This window comes from Paenibacillus sp. EKM10P, assembly GCF_011800655.1.
GTDB lineage: Bacteria > Bacillota > Bacilli > Paenibacillales > Paenibacillaceae > Paenibacillus > Paenibacillus polymyxa.
In genome coordinates this window covers 439,027-452,928 of record NZ_JAALET010000003.1, presented here as the reverse complement: position 1 = coordinate 452,928, position 13,902 = coordinate 439,027, and the positions used below count along the sequence as shown (strand labels likewise).

Below are 13,902 nucleotides of genomic sequence, written 5' to 3'. Positions count from 1 at the left end.
TCATCTACGATTCTATCTTAATTGGAAGCGTTTACAAGTGGAATAAATTGAAGTCTTTCGAATCATAAATTGGAATCGGTACTGAATGAAAATGGGAATGTTGGTCGGCTGAGTTAAAAGAAGCGTCTCTTTGCCTACTTGTGGATGTGCTATTATCTACACCGGGAATGTATATAATTGTGCGTTTTGTCATTGACACGTTCACATTATTTCAAATTTAAAGTGACTGGAATCACATAAACGGTTACTTTATGTGGGTATACTTGCTTTAATTGAAGGTTAACAAAAGGGAGCTATGTTGTAACGCCTTTTGTTCATCATTATTTTGGAGAAAAGAGGGATACAACAATGCTAAGTGAGCAAACCATTGCAACGATCAAATCGACTGTACCTGTTTTGGAGGTACACGGAACTACAATCACCAAGCGTTTTTATCAGATGATGTTCGAGGCCCATCCCGAGCTTCTCAATATATTTAATCACGCGAATCAGAAGCAAGGACGTCAACAGGGGGCGCTGGCCAATGCTGTATATGCGGCCGCACAGCACATTGACCGTCTGGAGGAAATTCTTCCGGTGGTACGCCAGATTGCACATAAGCATCGTAGTTTGGGGATTAAGCCAGAGCATTATCCTATCGTCGGGAAATATCTACTCGCTGCGATCAAGGACGTGCTAGGGGATGCAGCAACAGATGAGATCATCAACGCATGGGCTGAAGCCTATGGTGTGATTGCGAATGTATTTATAGATGTGGAAGCTGAAATGTACAAGGAGGCTGAACAGCAGCAGGGAGGTTGGTCAGACTTTAAGAACTTTGTTGTACAGAAAAAGGTTAAGGAAAGCGAGCGAATTACGTCCTTTTACCTGGTGCCGCAGGATGGACAGGTGCTGCCTGCATTCGAGCCTGGGCAATATATCAGCTTGAAGATGGAGATTCCGGGTGAACATAATACTCATATCCGTCAATATAGCCTTTCTAGTGCACCAGGAAAACCTTACTACCGGATATCCGTAAAACGAGAGGATGCTGTAGGGTCTCGTCCAGCGGGCAAGGTATCTGTGTATCTGCATGAGCACGTGCAGGAGGGCGATGTACTATTGGTATCTGCACCGGCGGGTGACTTTACCCTGGATCGGACAGATCGCAGACCTGTTGTATTGATCAGTGGTGGAGTCGGGCTCACCCCGATGGTTAGCATGCTGGCTTCCCTGGTGGAAACTGCTCCGAATCGGCCCGTCACTTTTGTCCACGCAGCAGTCAGCGGAGATAACCATGCTCTGCGTAATGAGGTGGAAGAACTAGTCGCCACACATGCACAGGCGGCCGTTCGGTGGTGCTACAGCAGACCAACCGAGCAGGATCGTCTAGCCCAGGCTTTTCACAAGGAAGGACGTTTGGATCTGGCCTGGCTGCAATCCGTAATACCGGAACGTAATGCGCAATATTACTTTTGCGGCCCTGTGGGATTCATGCAATCGGTATACGGCCTGTTGAAAGAGTGGAATATCCCTGCATCGGATATCCACTATGAATTTTTTGGTCCTGCTAGTGCATGGGAAGCAGAAGCGCAGTGAGACATTAAAAAAGGCGAAGGATGGTTATCCTTCGTCTTTTTTGTGTTTATGACTATGAGGAAATCCTACTCATTGGCTCTACGCTTCTTCAAAGTGTGCCCATATTTTCATGACATGGGCGGACGCAAAAATTCTATATGCTGCGGCATATACTGTCGTAAAGCTTCTGGAATGCGGATCGAACCGTCCTCTTGTTGGTGATGCTCTAGCAACGGGATCAAGATCCGAGGCGAAGCGACCGCTGTATTGTTAAGTGTGTAACAATATTGTAGCTTGCCGTCCGCATTACGGTACCGGATGTTGGAACGACGCGCCTGAAAATCAAGCAACTGGGACGACGAGTGTGTTTCGCCGTAAGCCTGTCTGCTAGGCATCCATGTCTCAATGTCTAACTGCTTGTAGGTTTTTTGAGACATGTCGCCTGTACAGACAGCCATCTTGCGGTAGGGTAGCTCCAGCAGTTGAAGCAGATCTTCCGCATTGCGCGTAATCTCCTGAAACATTTGCTCTGAAGCGTCCAGACTCGCTTCGCAGATGATGACCTGCTCCACCTTGGCAAACTGGTGCACACGATACAGTCCGTGCACGTCCCTTCCGGCCGAGCCAACCTCGTTGCGGAAGCATACGGATACCGCCGCCAGCCGAATCGGGTCTGTAACGTCCACAATCTCACCGCTGTAATACGAGACCAGCGGAACTTCCGAGGTGCCTACAAGCCATTGATCTTCTCCTGCGATACGGTACGTCTGATCCAGTCCAAGCGGGAAAAAGCCAGTGCTGCGCATTGCCTCAGAGCGTACCATTAATGGTACGTCCAGCAGCTGAAATCCTCGTTCGCTCAGCAGATCAACAGCAAGCTGCTGTACAGCCCGGTGCAACGCGACCCCAGCTCCCGTCAGATAATAGTTACGGGTACCGGCTGTTTTGACACCGCGAGGCACATCGATCAGGTTGTGAAGCTGGCCGAGCATCATATGATCCTTGGGTTCAAATCCAAAGTCAGGTATCGTTCCGACCCGTTCCAGTTCTATATTATCTTGATCCGACTGGCCTCGCGGCGTATCCGGGGATACGATATTAGGCATTAGAAGCAAGAGCTGTTGAAACTGTTGCTCTAGTTCCTGTTGCGGGGCTTCCAGAAGATCTAGCCGTCCGTTAATTTCTTTGACCTGCCGCTTAGCCTCATCCGCCTGTTCATTTTTCCCGGCCTGAATTAGCGCCCCAATATCCTGACTACACTGATTACGCATCTGGCGAAGCTGCTCCACTTCCTGAAGCAGCTGCTTTCTCCGATCATCCAGGGTTAACAGCTCTGCGACCGATACTTGTATTCTTTTGTCGTCTGCCGCTCTCTGAACCTGCTCTTGATGCTCTCTAATCCACTTGATATCTAACATGACACCGCACTCCTTTTCGGATAAAAATACAAAAAGCGCCCTCATCCACATGGGACGAGGAGCGCTTTGATCTCGCGGTGCCACCCAAATTGACCGGACAGCATGACAGAAGTCATGACTCTCCAATCCACTTTGCTCCGCTTTAACGGGCGGGTCCGGTTTACTTAGGAACATATCGCCATATCGTACACTAACGTATAATCCTTGGCGTAAACGCCTCCGAGTTGGATGCTCTTCACAGGCACAATGTCGTTTGCTTTTTTGTAAGTATACGAATTTTTGGCAGGTTAATCAAGGGCATGAGTCAGTACACTGGATTACTTCCTTTTTTCAACATGATCTTTCCAATAAAAATAAATACACAATGCGATTAAGATAAGTGGAAACAAGTGAAAAGCCGATTTCATGTTTGCGAAGGGGAAAGGTAGGCTTTATTTCTTATGTATTTCCATTCTACTTCATCTGTGATAATGAAACTGGAAGAATATTTAAGTAATAGCCTTAATTCAGCGTTCAAAATGGGCTATAGTCTCTATAATGCTATTTTAATTTCATGTAAAATGTAATGATTACCAAAACGACAGCGATGGAGGGGAACATGGAGGATTTTAAAGATCGTTTACATACGATCCGCCAAGAACAGAACAAGCTGCTCAAGGAGTATCAAACATTAATCGCAGATTACGAGGCTTCAGATATCATTTTGGAAAACGAGGTTCTGCGAAAAAAGTTCGAGGATTATCAGGCTCGCTGCATTCACTTGGAAGAGCGGGTACGACATATTGAGCAGGAAAATGGAAAGCTGCGTACTGCGCTGACGGAGCAGATGTTGAGCGAAAAGGCGAATATGATTCGCATTTCGCGGGAAAAGCTGGAGACCTATTTTGCTTCCAGAACCGCAGAAGGGGAAAACCGGCTGACATCCATTGAATATGGGGCTAAAAACCGGGTGGACCAGCTTATTCAGCAAACCACTCATGAGCTTAAAGAGGATCAGGATGAGATCGTCGCTAGACTGAGACTGTTCTCGGAGGAGATTCGTGACCGGATCATGGAGCAACGCAGGCGGTTTCAGGAAGCAGAGCGCAAATTGCTTCATCAGACGGAAAACGAGCTTCATCAGCTCGGGGAAGAAGAGATCAGCGAAGAAACGATGCAGAAGCGCATGAAGCAGAATCAGTTTGAAATGATGCTGGGATTGAACTGGATTAACAAGCTGGGGATTTTGCTCATTATCTTGGGTGTGGGAGCCGCTTTTAAATACTCATACTCAAACTGGTTTACAGGGAATATGAAGGGCGTTGCGTTCTTTTTGCTAGGAGCGCTGATGCTGGGCGCCGGCGAGTGGTTGTATCGCAAGCAGAAGCAGACCTTTGCGCTCGGTATTTTGGGCGGCGGTATTTCTGTACTGTACGGGTCCATATTTTATAGCTACTTTTTGCTAGAAATCATAGGAATGTATACAGGCATAGGCTTGTCCGTTCTAGTTACGGTGACCGCTGTGCTGTTGTCCTTAAGATATGAGTCTCGAACGATATGTTCCTTCGGTTTAGTAGGGGGATATCTTCCGTTGTTCTCCTATATGGCAGCAAACGGGCTGGAAGGAAACGCCGTGTATATCGCGATGGGCTATCTATTCCTGCTGAACCTGCTGATCCTGCTTGTATCCTTCCGCAAACGGTGGGTCATCGTGCAATATATCAGCTTTCTGCTCAATACCCCATTAATGGTTGTACTCGCGTGGTTATCAGAAAGCAATATAGCCAGCATGCTATATGCAATCATTACATTTGCGATGTATCTCGGGATGACACTGTGGGTGCCGTTCCGACTCAAAACAAAACTATCATGGCTGGATTTCTCCTTGTTGGCTCTGAATACAGTTGTGAGCTGTTCCGTTCTGTATTCTCTGTTCGGCGATGCAGGTCTGGATGATTACAAAGGATTACTGGCACTCGTCTTTTGCTTGGTGTATGGGGGCTTGGGCCAATGGGTACGGCGATATATTCCAGAGGAGAAACAAACCAAAATACTGTTTTATGCGACATCATTGACCTTTGCCATTCTCATGATTCCGTTCCAGTTTGGAGTCAGATGGTTGTCCATGGGCTGGTTAATCGAGGCTGTGCTTCTTACATTGTATGGACATCGCTATCGCTTGAAAGAATTGGAGCGTGCAGGATGGGGCATTCTAGGATTGTGTCTGGGCGCATTCTTTTTCATTGATTTCCCTATATATCTGTTGTCAGGCTTTGAGACAGATTATTTTGGGCTCAAATATACGCTCATTACACTGGGAATGTTGATCGTTACTGTCTTCTATGCGATTGAATATAGTCGTCCGAATGCTTTCAAAAACAATCGTTTGTACGAAATGCATATCATGCAAGGATTTAAGTATGTAGCTTTGGTGAACGTGTACCTCTATCTTTTGTACGAAGCTGGGCATTGGTATAACATCGTCGTATCCGATGAGTTTGCACATTACACCTTGTACAAGGTATTGTTGTTCACCTGCGTATCCCTGGTGTTAGCTTATTTCCTGCCTAAAGTGAAACTGCTGTACGATCGGGTGATTAAATACTATAGCTTGGCATTGTACGTCATAGGCTACGCGCTGGCATTGGTGGTTACCGTAGCGATTCCAACCTTGCATGAGGATTATGCGCAGAATACGGCTGCTGATTACGTTGCGCTAATTGTACTGGTAGCCTTTAATGTACTGGTATTCTTCAGCAGCAGGGACTTCCTAAACGCACTGATGACGCGACATTATAGAAGTAATGAGCTATATCCGGTCATTATGGGTGTATATTTGTTGGGCATCATTACCGCCTTTCTCGGAGTTCAGTTCCACCTGGGAGACGCAGGTCTTGTGTTCAGTCTGGTGTATCTCCTGCTGGCCATTTTGTATATTGTATACGGCTTCCTCAAGCGAGTGGTCTACATTCGCCGATTTGGATTGGGCTTAACCTTGCTATCTACAGGTAAGCTGCTATTGTACGATCTACATCTGTTAACGTCGGGAAGTACGATTGTAGCCTATTTCTCATTTGGGGTTGTCCTGCTGGCCATTTCATACATTTACCAAAAAGTATCCAATCGTATGGGAGAGACCATTATAAAGAAGGATACTGAAGAAAAAATGTAGTTTTTTGTTGTATTGTGTAGATACCGAACATTATGAAAATAAATCCGGTAATAGTGAAAAATTATGCATGACCTTACATCCTACTTACGCTATAATGAGAAAAAATTATTTATGTACGCATGCTCAAGTTTATGCGTAAGTAGAGAGAATGAGGGGGATACCATGAATTTGGGCAAGGGGCAGAATAACCTGTCTGATAAGCATGAACGCTTCTCGTCGGCTGGATTCATTTTGGCAGCGATCGGGAGTGCGGCAGGACTAGGTAACATCTGGAAATTTCCGTATATTACCGGACAATATGGCGGAGCTGCATTTTTCTTGTTATTTATTGTCTGCTTGTTGCTTGTTGGTTTGCCTGTACTTTTAGCAGAGCTTGCGCTTGGTCGTGCAGGTCGAGGAAGTGCTGCCTCTGCAATGGTGAAAGTAGGCGGACATCCAATTTGGGGCAAGATGAGCATTATGTTTGTTATCGTGCCGTTTGTTATTTTGTCGTTCTATGCCATTGTAGGAGGATGGACACTGCATTATGCCGTAGAGGCATTTAGCGGAAGTCTGTTTTCGAATAATGATTTTGCTGGTCAGTTTGCTTCATTTTCCTCCGGCTATGCACCGTTGGTATGGTTGTTAATTGTTTTTGCATTTACAGCAGTCGTGGTTACCCTTGGGGTATCGAACGGAATTGAAAAGTTCAATAAAATTTTGATTCCTGCTAAGGTCATCCTGTTGCTCGTGCTGATGATTAACGCTCTCATGCTGCCAGGTTCTGGTGCGGGTGTATCCTTCTTTTTGAATCCTGACTTTTCTAAGTTAAGTATAGAATCTGCATTGGTTGCTTTGGGACATGCCTTCTTCTCCCTCTCACTGGGGATGGGGATCATGGTCACATATGGTGCTTATGTAGATCGTCGACAATCGCTGGGGGGAGCTATGCTGGCAGTGGGTGGCGGGGATTTAATCTATGCGTTTATCGCAGGTATGATCATTTTCCCTACAACCTTCTCTTTTGGTATTAACCCTGCCCAAGGACCGTCTTTGGTCTTTATTGCTTTACCGGCTGCATTCTCTGCCATGCCTTTCGGAGCTTTCTTCGGCGGTTTGTTCTTCGTATTGCTGGCGGTTGCAGCATTAGGCTCTATGGTATCCCTGCTGGAGGTACCCGTAGCTTATGTTATGGAGCGGTTCCGTTGGGGCCGGGTACGCTCGGTTGTCATCGTATCGATCCTGTGTCTGTTGCTGGGTGTCCCTTCTGCATTGTCGATGGGGTTGGTTCCAGAGTTAAAGGTGGGCGACAAATCTTTCTTTGACTTTGTTGACTTCACAGCGTCCAACATCTTCTTGCCATTGGGCGGCTTACTGATAGTTATCTTCACAGGGTACTACTGGAAAACTGCTGGCGAGCATGCCAATCTCAAGCCTTTCTGGTTCCGTGTATGGTTGTTCGGCCTTCGGTATGTTGCACCGATCCTGATGTTGTTGGTCTTCCTTCATACTTCAGGGATCATCAAATTTTAATAGACACGAATTAAAAAAAAGGTATTTTCTTCCTAAGGGAAGAGATACCTTTTTTTGTATATCTATCAGTGGTTACCTAACTGTGGAAAGGAATGATATAATAAAAACATTGTCATTAATTTTAACTTCAATGAAATCATTACGATTATGAAGTTTTATATAATGAATGAAAAGGCTACAGGGCATCGCACAGACGATGTGCAGGAGAGGGAAAGGGCAGAAGAGCATTGAAACAGACAGAGAGTTCGAATTTGCAAGAAGGACGGCGGCTGAAATGAAGTCTAATCGGTTGTCGCCACAACGTCGTTATATGCCAGGTTTGGATGGATTAAGAGCACTGGCGGTCATCGCAGTCATTGTGTATCATTTGAATCCGGATTGGTTACCGGGTGGTTTGTTGGGTGTAGGCGTTTTTTTTACTTTGTCGGGGTATTTGATTACAGATATTCTAGTCAGTCAGTGGGATACATATCATAGTTTTAAAATGAAAGATTTCTGGGTGCGTCGTGCCAGAAGGTTGCTGCCTGCCATGCTGACGGTGGTGGCTGTCATTGTCCTGTGCTCGTTGCTCTTCGATCCGTCACGGCTTACGGCCTTGCGCGGAGATGTACCTGCCGCATTGGTGTATATGAGCAATTGGTGGTTTATTTTCCATCAGGTTTCGTATTTTGAAAGTTTCGGTCCTCCTTCTCCGCTTGGGCATCTGTGGTCGCTGGCGGTGGAGGAACAGTTTTATATCCTGTGGCCTTTACTACTGGCGCTTGGGCTGAAGTACATGCCCAAGCGTATTGTACTGGCCGGATGGGTGATTTGTCTGGCGTTAATATCCGCGCTCCTGATGGCCGTGATTTACGTACCGGGAAGCGATCCGAGCCGGGTATATTATGGCACGGACACACGCGGCTTCGCTCTACTGATTGGTGCGGCGCTGGCCTTGGTATGGCCAAGCGGCAAGCTGAAAGAGCATGCTTCTGCGAAGGCGCGCTTGCTTCTAGATGGCGTCGGTGCAATCAGCTTGCTGCTGCTATGCCACTGGGCGTGGGCCTCGAATGAATATGACCCAGCTCTGTACCGCGGCGGCTTGCTGGGGATTGCGGTGGTCACTGCTATTGTGGTTGCAGCATTGGCACACCCGGTGAGCCATCTCGGTCGCCTGCTTGGACGCAAGCCGCTGCGCTGGATCGGCGCCCGTTCCTACGGACTGTATCTATGGCATTTTCCAGTTATCACGCTAACGACACCTCAGGTGGATACCGATGGTGTGCATGTGATGCGTATCGTTATACAATTGCTGGCTACCATACTGCTGGCGTCTCTCTCGTTTAAATATATCGAGGAACCGATTCGGCATGATGGATTCCGGCACTGGATTGCAGGAATTCGTTCAGCGGTTCGTCGGCAGATGCGGTGGAGATGGATCTCTACAACCGCAACAGCAACGCTTTGTATAGGTATTGGTGTGGGTACCGTTCACCTGTACGTGGTATCTCCTGACGCAACGTTGCAGGCAGCATCTAGTGATGAGCAGCCAATTGCCAAGGCAAAGGCGATGCCACCGCTTCATGGAACGGTGTCCGTAGCTTCCAAGGAGCCTACAGCCACCAAGCCGCAAGGAGTCAAGGACAGCAAGGCTTCGTCCCAAGCCCAGGCGCCTAAAAATACGGCAGTCAAGGCTGGTACTACGGATGGCGTTACGACACAGACGGAACCTTCGACCACATCCCAACAAGCTAAGCCTATGACAGGCGATGGCTCTAGTGTGACTGCCATTGGAGACTCTGTCATGCTCGATGTACAGTCGTACATTCAGGAATCCTTCCCAGGGGCTGTTGTGGATGGACGGATCGGCCGCCAAATGGCGGAAGCGCCTGCCGTACTGGAGCAACTGAGACAGAACGGACAGCTGGGCAAGACGGTTATTATTGAGCTGGGTACGAACGGCGCTTTCACCAAGGACCAGCTATCCAATCTGCTCGCCAGTCTGAAGGATACAAAGCATATTATACTTGTGAATACCCGTGTACCTCGGCCTTGGGAGAGCATTGTGAACAAGCATCTTGCTGATGCTGCATCCCAAGACCCACGAATTACAATGATTGACTGGTATGCAGCAAGCTCCGGTAAAAACTCATATTTTGAGCATGATGGAGTACATTTAAAACCTAAAGGCGCTAAAGCCTATGCGTCTTTACTGGCTCAGGCCCTAACGAAGCAATCTTAATGAACAGAACCGCAATGATATTCATAAATTATGCAAATGCAAGATAAGAAACCACCGGGAGTAGGTTGTCCGTCCCCTGGTTGAAGTGCAACCTTAAACTTTCATCGGTCAAACCTCCCGGTTTTCCAATGTTCGTTGTAAGGTGCGCTTTCACCCTGCTCCGGTGGTTTTTCTTATTTTAGGGTGGAGGTACATAATCTAATGGAAAAGGGTTATTCACATAGTAGAACAAGAGAGCACCGCTTGAAGAGGAACAAAAGAAGGCTGATGCTGATTGCTATTGTATTATTTGTGGCAGGCTGCATTACTTTTATTGCGATAAAGGTCTCAGATAGCAAACCACATGCGCCGACTCAGGAGCTTGCTAAAAAAACAGATTCTGTATCCAAGGACTCATCCAAAGTTAAAGCCAGCGCAGGGACAAACGATAAAGCAGCCTCTCCAAAAAATGATCCCGGTGTAGAAGATGGTGCCTTTGTTGAAAAATATTTAAATCAGCAAATGTTAGGAAAGATGCCTGATGGAGCCGATGGTAAAAAGGTGGCCTACTTATCCTTTGATGACGGTCCATCTGTGACGGTCACACCCCAAATATTAGACATTCTGAAAAAGCAAAAGGTCAAGGCAACCTTTTTTATTGTAGGAAAAGAAGCCAATGAGAATGAGCATACCCGGAACCTTATCAAAAGAATTGTCAAAGAGGGTCACGCGATAGGAAACCATACGTACTCACATAACTATAAGTATTTATATCCGAACAGACGAGTAAATACGGATCATGTTATGCAGGAGATCGAGAAGAACAATCAGGTTCTAAAAAGCATTCTGGGACCAGAATTCTCCACCAGAATGATCCGATTCCCCGGGGGGCACATGACATGGAACAGAAGAGATCCACAAGGAATGGCTGCTCTGGATAAGGTTTTACTTCAAAAGGATTACCATCAGGTGGACTGGAATGTATTAACGAAGGATGCAGAGGGAAGATCCAAGAAAGCACCCGCACTAATTAATCAGTTTATGAGGTCAGTTAAAGGCCGAGAAAAAGCGATCATACTCATGCATGACACTTATGGTAAAGAAGAAACAGCCAAAGCATTGCCGCAAATTATAGAATATCTGAAGAAACAGGGATATGAATTTAAAGTTATGAAGTAAGATATATATGAGAAAAGGACGGGGCTCATCGCCACCGTCCTTTGTGCTATTTAAAAGTACATAGTCCGCATCATTTAGATGCGCTCTGCTTCACCCATCGCCTGAATGAAAGCTCCAATACCTTTGGGATCGTTAGTTATAATCGGCTCGCTGATATAGTAAGCGAAGGTACCATCCCGGCGATCTTTACCACCTAGACCGCTTACTTGTACTGTTTTGTTCAGATTCACAAGTCCTTCTTCAGTAATCGTAATAAATTCATCAATAATACCTTTACGGGTGATTTCTGCTTCTTGGCGATAATGCTCTGGCAGATAACCTTTGCGAACACCTTTGGCCATAGCGTATAGAATCATGCAGGAGGCAGATGCTTCCAGATAGTTGCCTTTCACATGGCCCAGGTTGAGCACCTGATAAAAGACGCCGCTTTCTTTATCACGCACTTTCAGCAAGGCTTCCAGTGTTTCTCTCAACATATCAATCAAGACGGGACGATCTGCATGATCTTCTGGAATGTAGTCCAGCACGTCGACGAGTGCCATGACAAACCAGCCCATTGAGCGGCCCCAGAAATTTTTGGAACAGCCGGTTTCCGGGTTGCACCAATGCTGTTCCCGCTTCTCATCCCAAGCGTGATAGAGCAGACCTGTTTCAGGATCACGCGTATGCTTGTAGCATAGCTTGAATTGCAGGGTCACATCGTCAAACTCTGACGGATCTCCGAATTCGCGAATAAACTCAGCATAGAATGGGGCACCCATGTACAAGCCGTCAAGCCAAATTTGATACGGATAAATTTGCTTATGCCAGAATGCGCCCTCGCTTGTGCGTGGATGTTTTTCCAGCTGACTGCGTAATTGGAAGGCTGCCTTTTTATAGCGTTCATCGCCTGTGGCACGATACAGAGTGAAGAGCAGCTTGCCGTTATTCACATGGTCAATATTATACTCATCTACTTTATAGCGCTGAATCACACCATTTTCATCAACAAAGTGATCCATATGTTTTTTTATATATTCCATATACTTGGGATCGCCTGTCAATTCGCCAACCCATTCCAAACCTCTGTAAATCACGCCATGGTCATATTCCCATTTTTCATAAAATTCCGGACTCCGTTTAATCACGGAATCGCTCATACGTACAGCCCAGGAATCTGTTTTTGTAGGATTTGTTGTTGGTTGCGATGTTGAATTTGCCATGATACAGTCACCTCTTCAGTAAAGTTTAATCTGTAATGTTATTGTTGTTACATAGACGGAGTGTGTGTCTTAGGATCAACGGGTTTGTTCTTAAAGCCCACATTATTGTTGCCCCAGCACCGATCGTAGCTGAAGCCTGTTAGTTGTTCGAACACTTTTCGAGCCTCTGGCTTGGCTGATTTCATGGAGCCACCGTTTTTGAGGCGGTCAATCTCGGCGATTAGCTTCTTGTGGCTGTCAATATCCAGCTTCATTACGACAGAAGCAATCATCCCGATGATCGCGAGAACAATAGTACCCACCACGAGTACATAGAAGATAGCGTGCTGAGCAGAGACTGGCTGACTTTCAGCTCCGGATACAAAGCCAAAGTGCTGTAACACCCAGCCGAGAATGAAAACGACAACAGCCCGCACCATTTTTCCGGCAAAAGTCATCATACCCGCATAAATACCTTCCCGGCGACGACCAGTCAACGCTTCATCCACATCGGCAAGGAACGTGTATTGATTCCAAGGAATGTAGTAGACGCCACCCGTACCAAGCCCCATGAACAGTGTGATGACATATAGCCACATCATCGTATTAGAGGCTCCTGTGATATAGAGCAGACCATAACCTGCTACGCTAAAGCAAACGACGACGAGTGCGGCGATGAAAGGCATACGAAACCCTTTACGCACACAGAATTGGATGAAGAAATAGGTAGAAATCAATTGAATGACAGAGTTAAAGCTGTTCAGATTGGATACCATTTCAGAGCTTTGGAACAAGGAGAAAACAATAAAGTACGTAAAAGCTGAAGTAAACAGCCACTCAGCTGAAAAGCCGCCCAGGTACATCCCGAGATGATGACGGAACGTCTTGACCCGAAAAGTAGAGGAAATATCGATAAACAACTTTTTCATGGAATCTATAAAGGAAAGCGGAGCTTCACCTTCCAGTTCCTTTTGTAGTTCCTCACTTGGACGCTCCCAGGAGTTTTTGTACAAGAATGCCATGGCAATCAGCAGAATTGCTGCAAAAACGAGACCGGTATACAAGAAAGGCAGCGGAGAGTCTTTGCCGTACGCAGCAATAAAGCGACCAGGGATAAAAGCGGCGGCGAAATTCGCAATTTTACCGAACATGGCCTTCCATCCGGTCAATCTGGAGCGTGCGCCAAAGTCCCGGGTCATCTCGGACGCTAGTGCTTCATACGGCACCATGACAGAGGTGTACACCAGTTCAAACAGCACGTACGTACTCAGGTAATACCAGAAGCCCAACCCATCTATCCAAAGCATCGGATACACGAGCATCAGCGGAATACCCATCATGATGAAAAAACGGCGTCTGCCGAATTTACGACCTAAGCGGGTTCGGTGAAAGTTGTCGCTGATAAAGCCCATGATCGGATTGCTGACCGCATCTATGATGCTGGCAACAGAGAAAATGGCTGCGGCCTGAACAGGAGACAGTCCGCAAAAGGTTGTATAAAAGTACATTAACCATGCACCGCTAATAGCAAGTGCACCACTTCCCAGCATGTTACCGCTTCCATAGGCAAGTGTATGTTTCAGTGTGATTTTTCGTTCCATGATCTGTTCACCTCATATTTTGTCTGGTTATGAGGACAATCACCGGTCGCTATATTATGCAGAATGGTCTAGGTTGGTAGATGGGCCAGGCGTCCTGATTAGG

General features: G+C 46.6%; 8 protein-coding genes. 5 read left to right on the top strand and 3 right to left on the bottom strand.

Annotation, left to right across the window (positions count from 1 at the left end; translation table 11 throughout):
• Window positions 1–348: 348 nt before the first annotated feature.
• Window positions 349–1,578, top strand: coding sequence for an NO-inducible flavohemoprotein (gene hmpA / locus HFE01_RS11410; RefSeq protein WP_016822633.1), 1,230 nt, complete (start codon window positions 349–351; stop codon window positions 1,576–1,578).
• Between the two features lie 107 nt (window positions 1,579–1,685).
• Here hmpA and serS read toward each other — a convergent pair whose 3' ends face one another.
• Window positions 1,686–2,975 carry a serine--tRNA ligase gene (gene serS / locus HFE01_RS11405; RefSeq protein WP_025366162.1) on the bottom strand — a complete coding sequence of 430 codons (1,290 nt, stop codon included), beginning with the start codon at window positions 2,973–2,975 and terminating at the stop codon, window positions 1,686–1,688.
• 598 nt (window positions 2,976–3,573) lie between these two features.
• Here serS and HFE01_RS11400 point away from each other — a divergent pair.
• The 4 genes from HFE01_RS11400 (at window position 3,574) to HFE01_RS11385 (ending at window position 11,017) form a co-directional block, all read left to right on the top strand.
• Window positions 3,574–6,126, top strand: a complete 2,553-nt coding sequence (locus HFE01_RS11400; protein ID WP_167437909.1) for a DUF2339 domain-containing protein — start codon at window positions 3,574–3,576, stop codon at window positions 6,124–6,126.
• Between the two features lie 162 nt (window positions 6,127–6,288).
• A complete protein-coding gene (locus HFE01_RS11395; RefSeq protein WP_017426117.1) occupies window positions 6,289–7,638 on the top strand; it encodes a sodium-dependent transporter in 1,350 nt (449 codons plus the stop codon).
• Window positions 7,639–7,912: 274 nt separating this feature from the next.
• The gene (locus tag HFE01_RS11390; RefSeq protein WP_481856242.1) at window positions 7,913–9,859 is read left to right on the top strand and encodes an acyltransferase family protein; all 1,947 of its coding nucleotides are present in this window, start codon (window positions 7,913–7,915) and stop codon (window positions 9,857–9,859) included.
• Window positions 9,860–10,060: 201 nt separating this feature from the next.
• The gene (locus HFE01_RS11385; protein WP_102997428.1) at window positions 10,061–11,017 is read left to right on the top strand and encodes a polysaccharide deacetylase family protein; all 957 of its coding nucleotides are present in this window, start codon (window positions 10,061–10,063) and stop codon (window positions 11,015–11,017) included.
• Between the two features lie 74 nt (window positions 11,018–11,091).
• On the opposite strand, the gene HFE01_RS11380 is transcribed toward HFE01_RS11385, so the two are convergent.
• Window positions 11,092–12,219 (bottom strand): glycoside hydrolase family 88/105 protein, encoded by a 1,128-nt coding sequence (locus tag HFE01_RS11380; RefSeq protein WP_107733716.1) that lies wholly within the window; start codon window positions 12,217–12,219, stop codon window positions 11,092–11,094.
• 47 nt (window positions 12,220–12,266) lie between these two features.
• A complete protein-coding gene (locus HFE01_RS11375; RefSeq protein WP_025366158.1) occupies window positions 12,267–13,799 on the bottom strand; it encodes an MFS transporter in 1,533 nt (510 codons plus the stop codon).
• Window positions 13,800–13,902 lie beyond the last annotated feature (103 nt).